General features: G+C 60.6%; 13 protein-coding genes and 1 pseudogene. 9 read left to right on the top strand and 5 right to left on the bottom strand.

Annotation, left to right across the window (positions count from 1 at the left end):
* Positions 1–505: 505 nt before the first annotated feature.
* Genes EJ072_RS04905 through EJ072_RS04895 form a run of 3 tightly spaced genes read left to right on the top strand, consistent with a single transcriptional unit; the run spans position 506 to position 2,682 of the window.
* Positions 506–1,336: a HAMP domain-containing protein gene (locus tag EJ072_RS04905; RefSeq protein ID WP_126078805.1), complete on the top strand. Its 831-nt coding sequence runs from the start codon at positions 506–508 to the stop codon at positions 1,334–1,336.
* Positions 1,299–1,934 carry a hypothetical protein gene (locus EJ072_RS04900; protein WP_126078804.1) on the top strand — a complete coding sequence of 212 codons (636 nt, stop codon included), beginning with the start codon at positions 1,299–1,301 and terminating at the stop codon, positions 1,932–1,934. The genes EJ072_RS04905 and EJ072_RS04900 overlap by 38 nt, the downstream gene beginning before the upstream one ends.
* Positions 1,855–2,682 (top strand): GGDEF domain-containing protein, encoded by an 828-nt coding sequence (locus tag EJ072_RS04895; RefSeq protein ID WP_126078803.1) that lies wholly within the window; start codon positions 1,855–1,857, stop codon positions 2,680–2,682. Before EJ072_RS04900 ends, EJ072_RS04895 begins: the two co-directional genes overlap by 80 nt.
* A 145-nt stretch (positions 2,683–2,827) precedes the next feature.
* Here the strand turns inward: EJ072_RS04895 and EJ072_RS04890 are convergent, their stop codons facing one another.
* Positions 2,828–3,289: a cupin domain-containing protein gene (locus tag EJ072_RS04890; RefSeq protein ID WP_126078802.1), complete on the bottom strand. Its 462-nt coding sequence runs from the start codon at positions 3,287–3,289 to the stop codon at positions 2,828–2,830.
* A gap of 107 nt (positions 3,290–3,396) precedes the next feature.
* Here EJ072_RS04890 and EJ072_RS04885 point away from each other — a divergent pair, with 107 nt between their 5' ends.
* Positions 3,397–4,959, top strand: coding sequence for a winged helix-turn-helix domain-containing tetratricopeptide repeat protein (locus tag EJ072_RS04885; protein ID WP_126078801.1), 1,563 nt, complete (start codon positions 3,397–3,399; stop codon positions 4,957–4,959).
* Positions 4,960–5,266: 307 nt separating this feature from the next.
* On the top strand, positions 5,267–6,040 hold the full coding sequence (locus tag EJ072_RS04880; protein WP_126078800.1) for a hypothetical protein: 774 nt from the start codon (positions 5,267–5,269) through the stop codon (positions 6,038–6,040).
* Positions 6,041–6,381: 341 nt separating this feature from the next.
* On the opposite strand, the gene EJ072_RS04875 is transcribed toward EJ072_RS04880, so the two are convergent.
* Positions 6,382–7,089 carry a hypothetical protein gene (locus EJ072_RS04875; protein ID WP_245467192.1) on the bottom strand — a complete coding sequence of 236 codons (708 nt, stop codon included), beginning with the start codon at positions 7,087–7,089 and terminating at the stop codon, positions 6,382–6,384.
* A 404-nt stretch (positions 7,090–7,493) separates the two neighbouring features.
* Positions 7,494–8,207: a hypothetical protein gene (locus EJ072_RS04870; RefSeq protein WP_126078799.1), complete on the bottom strand. Its 714-nt coding sequence runs from the start codon at positions 8,205–8,207 to the stop codon at positions 7,494–7,496.
* Positions 8,208–8,354: 147 nt separating this feature from the next.
* On the opposite strand from EJ072_RS04870, the gene EJ072_RS04865 reads away from it, so the two are divergent.
* Entirely contained in the window at positions 8,355–9,437 is a 1,083-nt protein-coding gene (locus EJ072_RS04865; RefSeq protein WP_189343217.1) for an FkbM family methyltransferase, read from the top strand.
* A 35-nt stretch (positions 9,438–9,472) separates the two neighbouring features.
* On the opposite strand, the gene EJ072_RS04860 is transcribed toward EJ072_RS04865, so the two are convergent.
* Entirely contained in the window at positions 9,473–12,244 is a 2,772-nt protein-coding gene (locus tag EJ072_RS04860; protein ID WP_245467191.1) for a glycosyltransferase family 25 protein, read from the bottom strand.
* 873 nt (positions 12,245–13,117) lie between these two features.
* On the opposite strand from EJ072_RS04860, the gene EJ072_RS04855 reads away from it, so the two are divergent.
* Together EJ072_RS04855 and EJ072_RS36515 are read left to right on the top strand one after the other, a co-directional pair.
* Positions 13,118–13,432, top strand: a complete 315-nt coding sequence (locus EJ072_RS04855) for a hypothetical protein (protein WP_126078796.1) — start codon at positions 13,118–13,120, stop codon at positions 13,430–13,432.
* 88 nt (positions 13,433–13,520) lie between these two features.
* Positions 13,521–13,964, top strand: a pseudogene (locus tag EJ072_RS36515) (DUF4347 domain-containing protein); the annotation flags it as partial.
* A 48-nt stretch (positions 13,965–14,012) separates the two neighbouring features.
* On the opposite strand, the gene EJ072_RS36310 reads toward EJ072_RS36515, so the two are convergent.
* Complete coding sequence (locus tag EJ072_RS36310; RefSeq protein WP_210211627.1) at positions 14,013–14,375, bottom strand: hypothetical protein; 363 nt, start codon at positions 14,373–14,375, stop codon at positions 14,013–14,015.
* 2,556 nt (positions 14,376–16,931) lie between these two features.
* Here EJ072_RS36310 and EJ072_RS36510 point away from each other — a divergent pair.
* Positions 16,932–17,096: a hypothetical protein gene (locus tag EJ072_RS36510; RefSeq protein ID WP_210214170.1), complete on the top strand. Its 165-nt coding sequence runs from the start codon at positions 16,932–16,934 to the stop codon at positions 17,094–17,096.
* Positions 17,097–17,209 lie beyond the last annotated feature (113 nt).

The following is a 17,209-nucleotide window of genomic DNA, read 5'->3' as shown; positions in this document are numbered from 1 at the left end:
TCCCTTCTGTTGTGGGGTGAAGGTAGCTGCGAGCTTGAACAGCGCCGTCTATCCACCCCAGGTCGACGAGCTTGATGTGACGCGGCCGCTGCAAGAGTTTCGGCGGGACACGTCCTGACGAATGAGGATTTCGGCGACGAGGACGAGCCCAGATATTCGACCTCTATCCAGATTTCATCGTTGTTCGGCAGAGAGGCGGCAATGCCTTCTAGGGGGTGCTGCGACTGATGATCGACAGCGCCTCCGCTGCAGGGCGAGGTACCGGACGCGGGCGCTGCCGACCGTTTCCTCGCCAAGACACGCGTTCAGACCGAGCACATCGACGCCAACGACTTCCTGTACTCACTAAGGTCGTCGTTTAGCTTTGATACAGGGCTCAACTCTCCACGATCGTGACCAAGGTCTTCGCATTAGGAGCTCGATAACGATTCGGTAATAAAAGGCTACGGATGAGAGGCTGGCCCTGATTCACCAACGAGACGGCGTTGTCGCCGGTGGGACTGCCATGCGCATTAAAAGCCTGATTATCATCAGCATGGTGAGCGCGGCCGCACTCATCGGATTGGTTGGCGCGGTCGCCGTTGTCACGCAGGTGACGGCGGCCAAATATCTGGGGCTGACGGAAGCGACCAATGTCGCGCGTGAGCTGGCCGACACCATCGTTTTCACACCCTCCGACGGCTCGCCCTCGCTGCTCGATCGACCCGATGCATTGAAGGAATACCTCGAGCAGCAACATCGCCGCGCGCGCCGCGATTTTATTATCGTCGACCGCAGCAAGCGGATTGTCGCCCATGCCGCTGACGAGGAGCATAAGACCGGCGAGACATTCGATCACGATCCAGGCAACGAGGTGGGCCTCACGCTGCAAGACGGTGTTCCGCGCCGGTTCGTCGATCCGAGGGAAGGGAACGCCATTCTTGCCGTTCCGATCGAACAGAACGAGGACACGATCGTCGGCGCCGTGCTTCTGGAATATGACCCGGTGCTGACCGCCGCCGAGCAGCGGACCAATGGTCTGCTCTGGCTCGTCGGCCTCAGCACCGCCGTCGCCATGCTGATCGCCGCGGGTTTTGCCTGGGTTCTTCTCAGCCGTTTCGGTTCAGGACTTAAGGATATGATGCGCGGTATGCAGGCGCTGGCGAAGGGCGAAGCCATGACGCGCATAGGCGATGGGCGCAACGATGAGTTCGGGGAGTTGGCAGATGGCTTCAACACGATGGCCGACCAACTCGCGGCGGCGCGGGCGCATATCGAAGACATTGTCGAGGCAGCTGCCGAAGGCATCGCGGTGCTCGATGCCGAGGGCCGCATCGCCAGGGGCGCAATTCGCTGATATCGTTAAGGGTCAGCACAAGCCCGCCGTTGGACCGGCTGAGGGGACTGCAACTGGCGATGACTGGCGTCTGCGAGCCGTCCAGCCTGACGAGACCGCCGAAGGGGTCGTCCACGAACGCGCTGACCAGCTCGCCATTCTCAATCGCGAGCTGCACGAGAAGTCGGAAACCACGTCCCGTCTGGTCAAGCTCGGCGAATTGCTGCAGGCCTGCGTGACCTTCCCCGAGGCCTTCTCGGTGGTCGGAACGGCGATGACCGAGTTTCTCGGCGGCCTGAGCGGGAGCGTCCACCTGACCAGCGCCTCGCGCAACCTGGTCGAGGAGAGGGCGCATTGGGGCGACGTGCGTTCGAGCGTCAATCAATTCGCGCCCGAAGACTGCTGGGCGCTGCGTCGTGGCCAGGAGCATGTCGTCGGTCCGGGAATGCTCACGCCGCGCTGCGCTCACATCACTGAGAACGGCAAGAAGGGGTACGTTTGCATGCCGCTTGCGGCGCAGGGCGAGACGCTAGGGCATCATGCATCTGTGCGAACCGAATGCCGCCGAGAAGCCGCAATGGCTGACCGAACGGCAGCAGATCCTGCGCGGCGTCGTTGACACGCTGGCGCTGGCGCTGGCCAATCTGCGCCTGCGCGAAACGCTCAGGCAGCAATCGATCCGCGATCCGAACACTGGCCTGTTCAACCGGCGTTATCTCGAGGAAACCAGCAGCCGGGAATTGAGGCGCATGGAGCGCTCGAGCCAGCCGCTGGCAGTCATCATGCTCGATGTCGACCACTTCAAACAGTTCAACGATACTTTCGGGCACGAGGCTGGCGACCTCGTGCTGAAGCAGGTTGCCGCGACGCTGATCGAGCATGCGCGCGACACCGATGTCGTGTCGCGCTATGGCGGCGAGGAATTCGCGCTCGTGATGCCGGGCTGCTCGCTCAAGGAGGGAGCCAAGCGCGCCGAAACGCTGCGCCAGGCGATCAAGCAGCTGCATCTGGCGCATCGCGGCCGCACGCTTGGCACTGTGACGGCCTCTTCGGCGTCGCCGCCTATCCCGAGCATGGCTCGGGCTGGGCCGAGCTCACCAATGCCGCCGACCATGCGCAATATGATGCCAAGGCCGAGGGGCGAGATCGGGTCGTGGTCGCCAGGGCCACCCCGCCGGGCGAGCGCGCCGCAATCAAGCTTGTTCCATCGAAGAAATCGGAAGCAACGTGACGCCATGCCGGCCGCGGTCACCACTGGCGAAAGCCGTCTGAACGGCTTGCCGGCGCGTCACTTGTTGCCCTTTGCGCGCCCTCGACGTGGAAGGGAGGGAGATCGGCGTTTAACCTTGACGCGAGGAGGCCATTGACTCGACGCGTTGCGATCGCGACGTCGACGAGGGGCAGGCTGGCGGGCATGATCATCGAACCCGTCCAGGGCTATGGCCTCATCGTTCCCATACCGAAAGCTATATTGCTGGCGTGTTCGAGTGCGTGCGCGCTAAGGCGCCCCATTCACGAGCGCGTCGTCAGCGTCGACAGTTGGTCTGTATCGTAGCGGTTTCGCAGATCGGCGAGTGCTTTTGGATCGGGCGCCCCATGCGCCGTCAGCTCGGCCAGTTTTTCGAAATAATGCTCGTGGCCGGGCGGAGAGACGGTCATCAGCACGCGCGCAGGCTTCTCGCTGACATTGGTGATGTTGTGCGGCACCCCTGGCGGGATGAACAGGAAGGTTCCCGGCGTTGCATGGATCGTCCTGTCGCCGACGTGCCATTCACACTCGCCTTCGAGTAGGTAGAAGGTCTCCTCCTGCACCCGGTGAACATGTCGCCCGGTGGCGAACTCCGGCGGGATCGTCCAGTCGAACATGCTCGTATGCCTGGTATTTTCGTCGGTGACGAGGAAAGCCATCGGGTGGCCACGCAACATGACGCCCTTCTTCTCGTCGGGCATGCGGATGACGGCATCAGCGCTCATTTGATCCTCCTCTGACAGGCGCTTACTCTGGCAAGCGTTCGCTCAACATCGGCCGCTCACGCGGGAAAGTCGTGAACTCGTTGCCAAAAATCTGCTAAAAGACTCCAATGATAGTCAGGCGTGAGGTCCACCGCTTTGGGTCTTTTCACCTCGATCCGCAGGTGGGCATTCTCTTTTACGGAGATGAGCCGACCATGCTTGGGCGGCGCGCCGTCGCGCTGCTGCGACTGCTGATCCAGAACGCTGGCCAACCCGTCTCCAAAGACGCGCTGATCGAGGCCGGCTGGGGCGGATCGGCGGTTGCCGATAACAATCTGACGGTTCAGATCGCAGCCTTGCGCCGGACATTGGCTGACGCGGCGAATGGAGCAAATTGGATCGAAACATTGCCGCGCCGTGGCTATCGCTATGTCGGACCCGCCGTAGCCACCAACGGTCCCGATACCTCGGTCGTCACCGGCGCCACGTTGGGACCGAGCTTGCCTGAGAAGCCGTCCGTCGCGGTCCTACCGTTCTCGAATTTGAGCGGCGACCCCCAACAGGAGTATTTTGCCGATGGGATGGTGGACGACATCATCACGGGCCTGGCACGGATCAAATGGCTGTTCGTCATCGCCCGAAACTCGACCATTTCGTACAAGGGTCGCGCCGTCGACGTGAAGCAGATTGGCCGCGAGCTGGGCGTTCGCTATGTGCTCGAAGGCAGTGTGCGCAAGGCCGGCCGTAGCGTGCGGGTTACGGCGCAGATGATCGATGCCTCGACCGGCGCCCATGTCTGGGCCGAGCGCTATGATCGCAGCTCCGACGACATCTTCGCGCTCCAAGACGAGATCGCGCTGGCAGCAGTGGGCGCGATTGCCCCAAGCGTGCGGAAGGCCGAGATCGAACGTGTCAGGCGCAAACGGCCCGATAGCCTCGATGCCTACGATCTCGTGCTGCAGGCCCAGCCCAATGTCGATTCAGGCATGCCGGAACAAGTGACCAGAGCGTTGGCACTTCTCGAGCGCGCGATCACACTCGAGCCAACCTATGCGCTGGCGCATGGCAACGCCGCGATGTGCCATCACTGTCTGTTTCTTCGCGCCGGCCTGCAGGAGATTAACCGCGCATCTTCGATCAGCTACGCGCGGTCGGCCATCGTCCACGGACAGGATGATGCTCTCGCCCTGACCTGGGCTGGCTTTTCGATCGGAATGGATGCGCATGATCGCGCCGCAGCGTTCGCTGCCTTGGAAGCCGCCCTCGCTATCAGCCCGTCATCAGCCCTGAGCTACATCCTTGGCAGCGTCATTCTCGGGTGGAGCGGCGAAGCGGAGCGAGCGATAGAATGGAGCAAGCAGGGTTTGCGGCTGAGCCCATTCGATTCGTGGGCCTGGGCCACTTTTGACGCACAGGCAATGAGCCATTTGTTGCGCGGCCGTTTCGAAGAGGCTTGCCGTGCTGCCTACAAGTCCGTCCAGGCCAATCCGGCACATAGCATCACCTATGTGCAATTGGCGGCCGCGCTGGCCAAGCTTGGCCGGTTGGACGAAGCAAAGGCAGCCGCCGCTCGCGTTATCGAGCTTCAGCCGGGCTTTCGCTACAGCCGCCAGTTTGCCGGCGTGAATTGCGCGCCCGCGCTCGCGGAGGCTCTTGGCACCGCGCTACGGGCAGCCGGATTGCCGGAGTAGCTCGCGTCTGAGCATTCGAGAATAACGAACCCAATCATCGGCGTACCCTCAAGCCAGGGTTCGTATAAAGACCTCCGGTCTGTCGACGAACCCGCGTTCCATTTGCCAATCGTGCCTGCTCGCGTAGTTCCGAAATACCTCGAAAATTAGCCTTGCCGCGTATATCGAACCGATTGACCGGGCATTGAAACGGTCGGTGTAGCTCCGAAGGCGGCGCTCATCACCCGCACTTAGCGTGGGAGTTGCACCGTCGACAGGTTGCGACGCCACTTCACGCAGCTTGGTTCGCCCTCGACGCAGTTCCGGTTTGATGGCGGCGACCGTGCCGCCTGTTGTCTCTGAACTGGATGCGCTGAAGGCAAGCGGCGTCGATTGTCCGATAGGCGCGGGAACGCCCTCGCTGTTCACTGAGTTCAACCGCAACCCGCCGACCGGCAGCGCAGATTTCGTCTTCTTCGGCAACAGCGCCATCGTGCACGCCGCTGATGAGCAATCGATTGTGGAAACCCTGTCGGTATATCCGGCCGTGATGGAGACGGCGCGGCATCTATGTCCAGGCAAGCCGATCTGGCTCGGACCTTGCACGATCGGCATGCGGCACAACCCCTATGGTCAGTCGGTTGCGGCCAATTCCGGATTCAAGCGGGTGCCTGCAGCCGGCACTGACCCGCGTCAACGGGCGTTGTTCGGGGGCGCGTTTGCAGTCGGCTTAGCGGAACAGGCCGCTAAAACCGGAGCTGATCGATTGATATTGGCAGCACCCACCGGACCTTTCGGGCTTTTGAATGAGGATGGCACTCTACGACCGTTGCAAGCCGTCCATGCCGAGCTTGCAACTGCTGCCGGTTCGGAACGTTACGGGATATCGATTGATCGGCCGGGAGTGGCAGCCATTGCCTTTCGTGTTGGGGAGGCTATCCGCGTCCTAGCGGCAAACCTGACTTCGGCGCCGATCGAGGTGAAGCTGGGTCCGAACGCGAAAGTGAGGGGCGTTGCAGGTGATGAAATGAAGTCACTAGGCTTCCACCCAACCAGCCACATCGTAGGGCCGTTCGGCACTGTCACGTTCCGAGTTGCCTAATAGTCGATCAACGAAGGGTTGACTCAGGTCAGGCATGCCCCTGTGATGCCAACCTTCGATTGGTAAGACTTGCCCTGAAAAGCAGACTGTCGGCTAGCCTCAAAAGACGACATGGCTGGTTTGCGCCGCTTCCAGTCATTATTTGGCCGTCCCACACTTCCTGGAACCAGATGTAGCGCTCAGCCGACCAGGTTACAGCCGATCTCCAGAACCGTACATCGAACCGCTTGCTTCGAGAGGCTGCCGACCGAACGGTGCGGACTTCCAGTCGCGCATTTAGCAAATTGGAATATGTCACTCCAGATGGAAAGCCGCCACGCAATGTAAGCTCGGGCCAGCAGTCACTCGACGCCGGGCGGAATTCCCAAAAGCTTGCCCAGGTGGATCGGCAGCCGAGTTGACGCGTGTATCTCGGCACAGCTTTCTTTCCATTTCTGGAGATATTCACCGATAGGAATCCGGCTGCGGCCCGGCCAGCGGTTGAGCGCGCCAAGTGCCTCAACACAGTCCGGGGCCTGCTCATATTCCGAGAGTATGGTCAATGACATTGCTTGCGCGAACGGATTGAGGCTCGGAACTTCGATCTCGCTTCGGTGCTTGGCAAACCATGCCGGCGGGTCGCCGGCGAGGCCTTGAAAGTCGGCAAGCGACTGATAGCCGTTGATGATGTTTTCGCGATATTTGGCAATGAGATCGCCGAACGCGTTGTCGCCGGGGAAGGGCGGGGTGTGTTTCCAGCTCTTCGCCAGACGCCACAGGCCCCGCAGCGAGAAGGCCTCCACCATTGCTTCCTCCAGCCATTGGCATGGCGGCGCAGGCTTGGCATCGGCCTGCCAGCTGTTGGCAAAAACATGCCCGAGTTCGTGCCCGAACTGGTAGGCGAGCTTCGACCAATCCCGCTCGCCGATGTCGACTATGGTCCATGCCATGCCGCTGGCGTCCGGATGCAGCCAGATGGCGGGCGGACCGGATGTGTGCTCCTCGACACGCAATCGCGTCGGCTGGCGATCGGAGAGAAGGCGCACACCGTCGAGGCAGGCCTGCCGCATGCGTTCGATGACCAGAATGGCAGCGCCTTCAAGCATGCGGCCCCAATCGCCGGCGAGTTCTATCGGGGCAGTGAGAAGAGACGTCGAGGGCGCAACTGGGGCTGATTGAGCAGACACCACGGCGGACCTTGTTTCACGAACGACTGACACAGCGGACCCTGCCAGCGCCAGACCCCAGGCAGGGGAGCCTGCAAGCAGTGTTAGGAAATGCCTTCGCCTCAACTTTCGTTCCTCGATGCGTGTGAAGCAATGTCGGATCGGTCCGCCTCTAGCGCAGCTGCCGGACCGCAATAAAGGCCGGAGAGCCGGCGCAAGGTCGAATTCTGTCGAGCGTTCGATTATCAGTTGGGCTCGTCAATCAGGCAAAAACAAGAGCTCATGCGCAGGGGCGCGATCCTGGTCGCTTAGTCCCTTTTAGGCCTCAAGACGCTGAGTACCCTCTTATAGCGCTCCAGATTGCCCCCGCTTTGCAAATGGATCGCATCCCCCTCGGAGGAATAGGGAAGCGAACCCGTCGGGTAGAATGGCTCTGTCTCGGAAGGCGAATTCCATATGAAAATAGGAATTCTGCGAGAGGCAAAATAGAGCGAAAGGACTATATCGTCACTATGTCGACAATCCATGTCGTTCGATGTTTCTCGTACATATTCCAGGAAGTCGTCACCCACGCATGCGGGAGGATACAGAACCGTGCCGAATCCTTCGAACATCGATACCCGCATTTCTCCGTATTTGAACGTGATGCTGCCGTCTGGATTGAAGTCCCCGCCGTGCCGCGCCAGGATGCGATATTCAGTTTCGCGGTGCCCTTTGCAGAGGAGGGCAAGCTGATTTTTTGGATAGGCAAAGTCGTCGTCAACCGACCAGATGTAGGTTTCTTTCTCATCCCCATGGCGCAGTAGGGTCGGGGCGATCTTTGTGATCGGCCCGTAGTCCTCTGTACGGAAAATCTTCACCCGTTCCATTTCCGTCAGCCATGTCGGCAAAGTGTAGGGTTCGTTCGTCCGCACGCACACGTGTGGAACGTTCAATTCAATATGTTCCACCGCAACCGTCTGGCCGAGCACGCTTTCAAGCGCCGGGCCAATTCGGTCAATCCGCGATGGGATGGTGGTCATTGAGGCGACTATTCGCATGGCCTTCCTATCTGTACAGACCGATCCATACTGCCCGATGCTGGCGCATAATCTCCGTATCGTTGTCGCCTTTGCCAAGAAATAGCAAATGCGCTTACACTTACGCGGGATCGAGCGGGGGTCACGGTCGTGATCGGCAATCTGGCTGGCCAACTCTTTACATCGCACGGAACGATCGTGTTCGTCGATCCGTCATCCGGAGAGGTCCGGCACGGAACGTTTGAACACAGTCCACAAAATACCCTGTTAGTTCAACAGGGTGCGCTGGCTCGCCTGAAGTTCACTGAAGCCGGCATCGACAAGGAAATAGTATATCTTCGCGATTATTCGGCCATTGTTGGCTCAAAGAAGTTTGATAGTCCCGATGTGCTTAACATACTCCCGGGCACTCTGACACCAAAAATTTTTCGAGGGCGGGAATTTGGACTTGAGAAGGGCGGTAAATTTCTGTGTGCGGAGCCCGATGGCCGAATTACGCTATCAAGACCCGCGTGTGAGACTTGGGAATTGTTTCACCTTCGCGAGGATGCTAAAGAATCAAGTGGAACTATAACAAGCCATCGGATTGATGGAAAAATCATCAGCTTTTTCATCACGAATAGAGTGGATTACATACAATCATCCCTTATAAGGGGCGACTTCTACGAGCGAGACGAACTTGAATTGATCAAACGCCTTGCGCCGCCCGGAAGGGCGTTTGTGGACATTGGTGCAAATATAGGAAATCATTCCATATTTGTATCGAAATTTTGCAGCCCATCTGAGATAATAATATTTGAGCCAAATCCAAATGCTATAGATATACTTAAAATAAATCTTTCGTTGAATGCTTGCTCGAATGTAAATATTGACTACCTCGGCGTGGCTCTGAGTTCGGAACCGAAAATTGCGAACGTATTTTATCCCATTTCAAATAACATGGGCCAAGCGCAAATGCTTGAGGCCGATCACGGAGTGATCAAGTGCTTGCCTGGTGACCTTTTCCTGCGTCAGAAACCTGTAGGCTTCATTAAGATCGACGTGGAAGGCGCGGAATTCGATGTGCTCAAGGGAATTCAAGGAACGATCGAGCTATGGCGTCCCGGCATACTTATCGAAGTATGGCCGGAGCGTCACCAAGACCTCTCCTCTTGGTGTGATGCCTTTGGCTACGCGGTCCGGGAGACATTTCCGTTGGACAACAATTTTTTTGTAGCACCTGTCGAGGGATAAACCCCTTGGCGCCCGCCCGGCTATCAGCAGCAGTTTCACTTCTTGTCCGTCGCTACTCGATCGGAAAGTTGCTCGTCGTCCACGATCACCAGCGGCGGCATGCAGATGTAGCCCTGCATCGACCCATATGCGGCGCACATCGCGCAGTCGATGCCAGTATCCTCGATGATTACGTCCGTCCCAGGAAATGGGATGAGGCGGTGTCGCAGCGGCAGGCACTTTTCCAGGAGAATGCGCGCGCCTCTTGGCGTGATCGTGTAGGCTTGCAGCCCAAACGAATGCTCTATCCGGATGAGCGATCTGGGGAATTTGTCGGACTGAAACAGCGCTGTTCTGTTGGTGTAGCGACGATCGTAGAACTCCAGCTTGGCTTTCGAAAGACCAAAGTCCAACCAGAGAAAAGACGGATCGATGATATAGCCCCACTGTATCATGTCCCAACCGGTCGGCGCCCGGGACATGATCTCTGCGGATTCCTCGATAAATCGAAACGATGCTCGGACGTCGTCCTCAAAGACCGTTATCGTCCTGTTCTCCGATACCGCACGCTTCCACAGATCGATGTGCGACAAAGCGCATCCCAGCGTCCCCGGGGGGTACCGACAATCACCGGTGATAAGGCCTTCCTCCATGAGCGCGGCCCTGTCCAGGGAGGTGCCGTCAACGGCCGATATGCGAGCCGTATTGTGCATCAGATGCCAATTGTGACTTTGATACCGGTTCCAGCGATCGACGCTGCGGTCAAGGTTGATCAGATGGATCTTCAGCGAGTCCGGCAACTCGGGCCTCGCCAACAACGGAGCAGGCGCCGAGGCCGTTGCGCCAAGCAATTGCGGCACGTCGCCCGCGTCGCGCAAAAGCTCTCTTGCCCGTTCGATCCCGCCGCTGACATGGTATTCGTGATCGCCGAAAGTAATGTAGCCGTAGACCTGCCGGTTATCGATGTACTGGACGATGCCGGCCCTCCTGGCACTGTCGGCGAATACGACATATTCGTAGCGCGATGTGCCGTCGTCATAGGTAAGTTCGGTCAGCACATCGGCACGTACAAGATAGGTGCAGTGCACGAGCGGCATCTCGATAACGCCGCGTACATGGCGGTTGAGCACCCAGCCATATTGGTCGCAGTGTTGATAATATCCGTTCGCATCGACCTCGGCGTGATAGTTCGAATAATATTGGCCTGGCGAGATGGAGCGCAGCAGGGGCGCGACGATCGGCAGGTCCAGCGCAACAAGCTCCCGCAGCGTCGCCGGCCGCACGAAATTGTCGACGTCGACGACGAAATAGAAGTCGCAATTGTGCTCGAGAGTTTTCCGCAGGCTGATGTTGCGGATTCGGCCAAGCACCTTGAAGCGTGTCTCGTTCCATTCGTGCTCGCGAAACTGCTCGACCCGGTCATTGACGTCCGAAGTGTCGAGCTCGACCGCCGCATAAAGGTGGCCGACGCGCTCCAGCCACTCGCGCAGGATCTGCTCGGTCTTGTCGGTGTTGTTGTTGGTGCGGATGTAGAGGACGATCGATTCTCTCGGGTAGTCGAGCGACTCGATGCACGCCAGGTAAAGCGGCAGCGCTGGCTCTTTCTGTTTGGCCAGTATCGCGACCAGGACACGCGGCACGACCTCCAGCCGCGAACGCAACGATCGCTGCGCAATCAGCGCGTGCTGCTCGACCAGGCTTTCCGCGCCAAGTCTTCCCAATACCGATGGCTCGCGGACCTCGAGCTTCTCGGTCGCGAAACGCGCATTGGCCACCACCCGCTTTAGCATGTCCGGCGGCAATTTGTCGGAGGCAAGCAGCTTCAGGCACGCGTCGAGCGACTCGCGATATGCGCCCGCCCAATACGCGTTGATCGAAAACTCGTCGAGCAGCCCGTAGTCATAGACCCAGGGCTGGACGAAGAGACCGGTCGGCTCCGTGAGGTCCAGGCCGCGACGCGCGAATTCCTGTCCTTGCGCGTTCCGGCCCTGGCTGCGGCAATAGAGGCTTGCCGCGTGCAGCGCCTCTGCGCGTGCCGGCACTGTCTGGGTCGCACGCTCATAGACCGCGACGACCTCTTCGAAGGGCTTGCCGAGCGCGGCCATCAGATTCCCCGCCTCGAGCAGGCTCACATAGACCTCCTCGTTCCAGAAACCCAGCTCTGCTCGCTTCAGATACTGTTCCAGCGCCTTCTCGCGTTCACCGAAATCGCGATAGCTTTGCGCGAGATAGAAGGTGTAGCGCGATATCAGGAACGGATCGGTCTCGGTTGCGAGCACGTTCTCCAGCACCGCCGCGTCGTCCTGGTATTTTCGTGGGTTTTGGCTGCGCGCTCCCCCACGTCCCGTGGCAATGCGAAATCCCTCGGCGTTCTGCCGTGTGATGGGGCCAGGCGGAGCCTCCAGATATTCGTGCAGCACGCCCTTGAAGGAAAAGGGTAGGCGGTTGCGGCAGATCTGCGGGCGATAGAACGAGATATTTCCATGGGATACTTCGACATCGTAGAGATCGTGTTCCATCCGCGACTTGAACACGGCTGGCTCGAAGTCACGATCCAGGATCAGCGTATCGTCGGCATCGATGATCATTGCATAGTCGACGGTCTGGACTTCGCGCAGCCGCTCGAGAGCGAAGCTGCGATTGTATGCAAAGTCCCGCCATGGCTCGTCGATGACGGCTCCCTGGACATTGTTCTGCGCGAGAAAGCCTCGGATGAGGTCTTGCGTGCCATCGGTAGAACCCGTGTCCACGATGAGCACATAATCGACAAGAGGCAGGGCGCTGGCGAGGCATTGCAGGATAACCTTCGCCTCGTTCTTGACGATCATGCACAGACCGATGGTGCTCACGCCGATCCCCCGCCGACGCAACTATAGTTGCACTGCTGTACCATCCAGGACAGCAATCCTTTCAGATGAGGACTCATCCAACCCTCATGCCCCATCCCGCGCCCGTGAAGCCTCAACCATTTGTATGATGGTGCTCAATTTTTAGCGAGCGAAATGGCCGGATTTAAGCCTCGGATTTTCAAAGGGTTCGGGTCCCCGAGCTGTCATTTCGAAGACGCCAGGCGAGACTCTACCAAGCGAACTTCCGTTCATAAAGTGTAAACCAAGCCATTTACAATTTTATAAATTTCGCATTTACTAATATCTAATGCAACTGAGAGTAGCCTCGGATTGGGCGGGAGGACCGCCTGTCCGCGCGTGTCCGCAAAGCTAGGAAAGGATCCGGGAGCAAAGCCACTTCACCCGTGAGGGCGCGGTGCTTGTGGTGTCGAGCGAACGTTCCGCCGATTGGCCTGAAATCTGTGGTCCAGGCCTCGATCTCCCGAGTGATATTCCGTTGCGAGTGGTCGGCTCCTTGCATTTCGTCGTCGAGAAATCGCGGCACGCGTGATGGAGTTGACAGTGGTCCGGTTAGTATCGCCCGCCAAGCGGCGTCGCGTCGACGCGAGTTCCCGCTTCGACATGCCCCAGGCTCATTCGAACCAAGCTGCCCGCGTCGGTCGCTCCGCCACCGCTAGCCACTTGCCCTCAGGGCATCCCGGCACGGGAGCGCTTTCATGAACTTGGACGACCTTTTGTTCCCGCCACCGTGGTCAGCAGGGACTCGCCGCGGGTGCTCGGCTACTGACTGAAACCCAAAGCTACGAAACGAAAGAACGGCGGCGCGAGCCGCAACGGATCGAGGAGGACGTGATGAGCTATACAGCAGGCTTTGCCGTCATGGATGTCGCTGTTCGGGGTGTCTTGCCCATCGGCGACGATACCGGGAACGTGACATATTTCGTGCTCGACACGACCAAGAGCGCCATCGTCGGTCAGGTCAACCTCCCCAAGACGGTCAAGCGAAGCCTCGCTGTCTCCCTTAACGTCAAGGTTCCGAGCACCGCCGGCTCGTTGGCGATCGGCACGTTTGACGACGGCGGCAATTTCCAGGTCGCCAGCTTCCTGCGCGTGGAAACACCTGTCGTTCCGCGGCCCGGCGGTGCCGTCGGGCCGTCAGCGAGGTGATCGCGTCCAATCTCATTGTTCCCTCTCGCCTGCCAAACCGGTGGGCGGTTTCCCCTTGAATTGAATTCAAAGCCAACAGGAGCCAGTTATGGCCCGTGCCTCTGAAATTCTTTTTGTGGATCCTTCAATCTCCGACCTGCAGACCGTTCTCGGCAATTTGAGGCCTGAAGTCCGGGCTGTCGTGCTCAACAGCGGCCGACCGCCGGCGCAGCAGATCGCCGCCGCCCTCGATGGCCACAAAGGGCTCGACGCAGTCCACATCATCGCTCACGGCGCGCCGGGACGGGTCCAATTCGCCGCAGGGGAGTGGTCCGCCGCCACGTTGAAGGAAAGCGACCAGGATTTCGCCGCCATCGGCAAAGCGCTCGCCGCGGATGGCCAACTGCGGCTATGGAGTTGCTCGGCGGCATTGGGGAATGTCGGCGAAAGGTTCCTCGAGGCATTGGAAGAAGCCGTAGGCGCCGAGGTTTGTGCATCCAGGTCGCTGGTTGGCGCGGCGAATCTGGGTGGGTCTTGGGGACTCCCGCACTATGCGACCTCGCCCTTGCCGCCGATCACTTCAGCTGGCGTAGCAAATTACTCAGGGGTACTTGAATCGGGCGACCTTACACTCGCCGGTTTTACAGATGCTGGCAGCAGTAAAAGTATTAATACATACTATCTTATCGATACAAATAATACAGCAACTATTGCTGACGATACGATCGTCGGCACATTTGTTCTTAATTCCTCCGCTAACGGCGTAGCGCCGAATTTTGCCGTAACCATAACGGTTCCGGATATTACTCATACTTATCTTATCTATGATTCGGGCTTTCGCCAATACGGCACGCTGAGTCCCGTCGCCGACGTTGACCTCAACACCGCGGGTGACCAACCAGGTTACGATTTCGACACCGCTCCCATCAACCAAGTCGGCGCTCCGGGCAACGATGGCAATCACTTCAATGGTGGCCTTTTAACAATCACAAGTTCTGGCTCGGTGGGCGCAACGGGCCCTGCGGGTGCGACGGGCGCTACTGGCGCCACGGGCGCGACCGGAGCAACGGGTGCTACGGGCGCAACCGGGGCAACTGGTGACACGGGTTCGACCGGTTCCACGGGTTCAACTGGCTCGACTGGTTCGACCGGATCCACTGGCTCGACTGGTGCGACCGGCGCAACTGGTGACACGGGCGCAACCGGGGCAACAGGCGATACAGGCGCGACTGGAGCCACCGGTGCGACTGGTTCCACGGGCTCGACAGGCGCGACCGGCGCAACTGGTGCCACGGGCGATACGGGCGCGACTGGAGCCACGGGTGCGACTGGAGCAACAGGCGATACAGGTGCTACAGGGACCACGGGCTCCACGGGCGCGACTGGTTCCACGGGCTCGACAGGCGCGACCGGCGCAACTGGTGCCACGGGCGATACGGGCGCGACTGGAGCCACGGGTGCGACCGGAGCAACAGGCGATACAGGTGCTACAGGGACCACGGGCTCCACGGGCGCGACCGGTGCCACGGGCTCGACAGGCGCGACCGGCGCAACTGGTGCCACGGGCGACACGGGCGCGACTGGAGCCACGGGTGCGACCGGAGCGACCGGAGCAACAGGCGATACGGGTGCTACAGGGGCCACCGGCTCCACGGGCGCAACCGGTGCCACCGGTGCTACGGGTTCGACCGGTGCCACGGGTGAGACCGGTTCAACTGGAGCGACAGGTGCCACTGGCTCGACGGGCGCTACGGGTTCGACCGGAGCCACAGGCTCGACTGGAGCAACGGGTGCGACTGGAGCGACTGGTTCGACCGGAGCCACTGGCTCGACGGGCGCTACAGGCTCGACCGGTGCCACAGGTTCGACCGGAGCCACTGGTTCGACGGGCGCTACAGGCTCGACCGGAGCAACGGGTGCGACTGGAGCAACGGGTTCGACCGGAGCCACCGGCTCGACGGGCGCTACGGGTTCGACCGGAGCAACGGGTTCGACCGGAGCAACTGGCGCGACCGGAGCGACTGGCTCGACCGGAGCAACGGGTGCGACTGGAGCGACTGGTTCGACCGGAGCCACAGGCGCAACTGGAGCCACCGGCTCGACGGGCGCTACGGGTTCGACCGGAGCAACGGGTTCGACCGGAGCAACTGGCTCGACCGGAGCAACGGGTGCGACTGGAGCGACTGGTTCGACCGGAGCCACAGGCGCAACTGGAGCTACGGGCTCGACTGGAGCCACGGGTGCGACCGGAGCCACAGGTTCGACCGGAGCCACGGGTGCAACCGGAGCTACTGGATCGACCGGAGCCACAGGCGCAACTGGAGCTACGGGCTCGACTGGAGCCACGGGTGCGACCGGAGCCACAGGTTCGACCGGAGCCACGGGTGCAACCGGAGCGACTGGATCGACCGGAGCCACTGGCTCGACGGGCGCTACGGGTTCGACCGGAGCAACGGGTTCGACCGGAGCAACTGGCGCGACCGGAGCGACTGGCTCGACCGGAGCCACGGGTGCGACTGGAGCGACCGGTTCGACCGGAGCCACAGGCGCAACTGGAGCTACGGGCTCGACTGGAGCCACGGGTGCAACCGGAGCGACTGGTTCGACCGGGTCGACTGGCTCGACCGGTGCCACCGGTTCGACCGGAGCCACAGGTGCAACAGGAGCCACCGGAGCGACGGGTTCAACCGGAGCAACGGGCTCGACCGGTGCCACAGGTGCGACTGGAGCCACCGGGGCGACTGGAGCGACGGGGTCGACTGGAGCCACAGGCGCGACCGGAGCCACCGGGGCCACAGGCGCGACTGGAGCCACCGGGGCGACTGGAGCAACGGGTGCGACCGGGGCCACAGGCGCGACTGGAGCCACCGGGGCGACTGGAGCAACGGGTTCGACCGGAGCTACAGGTGCGACCGGAGCCACCGGGGCGACTGGAGCAACGGGTTCGACGGGTGCCACCGGTGCGACCGGAGCCACCGGAGCGACGGGTTCGACCGGAGCAACGGGTGCCACCGGCTCGACCGGTGACACTGGAGCGACTGGCGCGACTGGAGCCACCGGAGCCACAGGCGCAACTGGAGCCACCGGAGCGACGGGTTCGACCGGAGCAACGGGTGCCACTGGCTCGACCGGTGACACTGGAGCGACTGGCGCGACTGGAGCGACCGGTGCGACCGGAGCTACAGGTGGAACGGGAGCCACCGGAGCCACGGGTGCGCCTGGTCCGACTGGCGCAACCGGAAGCCACGGAGGCGGGACCGGCCACACCGAGCATGGCAACAATGGTGGCGGCAATGATCCAGACGGAAGCGACAGCAGCAACCCCGGCAAGGGTCACGACAATGACGGCACCGACAACGACGGCGCGCCTGGCCACAGCGGCGGTGCCAACGTCACGGCCAGCACGCTGGGGCTGACGGACACCAAGCAGTTCCTGCAATCCGGCTCGGACGGCAATGGCGGCTCCGGTTCGTTCAAGGACCTCGTCAGCCAGGCCGTCGGTTCGGCGACGACCGATCTCTTGAACGTTCTCAACACGGTCAAGGGCTTCGGCCAGAACCAGAACAAGCCGTCCGGCGCGACTTCCGACCTGACTTCGGACAAGGGCAAGCAGGGTGCCGGCTACGGCCAGACCGACGATACGCTGAACAAGGCTTTGAAGGATATTCTGAAGCCGAATGGCTGAGTGTTGTTCGAAAACAATGCATGCGGGTCCCGCGGAAACGCAGGGCCCGCATACGCACGTCCGGGACAGGGGCCAAGGGCTCGTCCTCCAAGACTGTTCAGGCTATGATGGAA

Source organism: Mesorhizobium sp. M2A.F.Ca.ET.046.03.2.1, assembly GCF_003952425.1.
In the GTDB taxonomy this organism is placed as follows: Bacteria; Pseudomonadota; Alphaproteobacteria; order Rhizobiales; family Rhizobiaceae; genus Mesorhizobium.
Note: the sequence above shows the minus strand (reverse complement) of the source record. Positions and strands in the feature narration are given on the sequence as shown.

Bases quoted from the DNA above. Each gene is read 5' to 3' on its own strand.
- EJ072_RS04905 (WP_126078805.1), top strand. From the start codon at position 506: ATGCGCATTAAAAGCCTGATTATCATCAGCATGGTGAGCGCGGCCGCA.
- EJ072_RS04900 (WP_126078804.1), top strand. From the start codon at position 1,299: ATGCCGAGGGCCGCATCGCCAGGGGCGCAATTCGCTGATATCGTTAAG.
- EJ072_RS04895 (WP_126078803.1), top strand. From the start codon at position 1,855: ATGCATCTGTGCGAACCGAATGCCGCCGAGAAGCCGCAATGGCTGACC.
- EJ072_RS04890 (WP_126078802.1), bottom strand. From the start codon at position 3,289: ATGAGCGCTGATGCCGTCATCCGCATGCCCGACGAGAAGAAGGGCGTC.
- EJ072_RS04885 (WP_126078801.1), top strand. From the start codon at position 3,397: ATGATAGTCAGGCGTGAGGTCCACCGCTTTGGGTCTTTTCACCTCGAT.
- EJ072_RS04875 (WP_245467192.1), bottom strand. From the start codon at position 7,089: ATGCGGCAGGCCTGCCTCGACGGTGTGCGCCTTCTCTCCGATCGCCAG.
- EJ072_RS04870 (WP_126078799.1), bottom strand. From the start codon at position 8,207: ATGACCACCATCCCATCGCGGATTGACCGAATTGGCCCGGCGCTTGAA.
- EJ072_RS04860 (WP_245467191.1), bottom strand. From the start codon at position 12,244: ATGATCGTCAAGAACGAGGCGAAGGTTATCCTGCAATGCCTCGCCAGC.
- EJ072_RS04855 (WP_126078796.1), top strand. From the start codon at position 13,118: ATGAGCTATACAGCAGGCTTTGCCGTCATGGATGTCGCTGTTCGGGGT.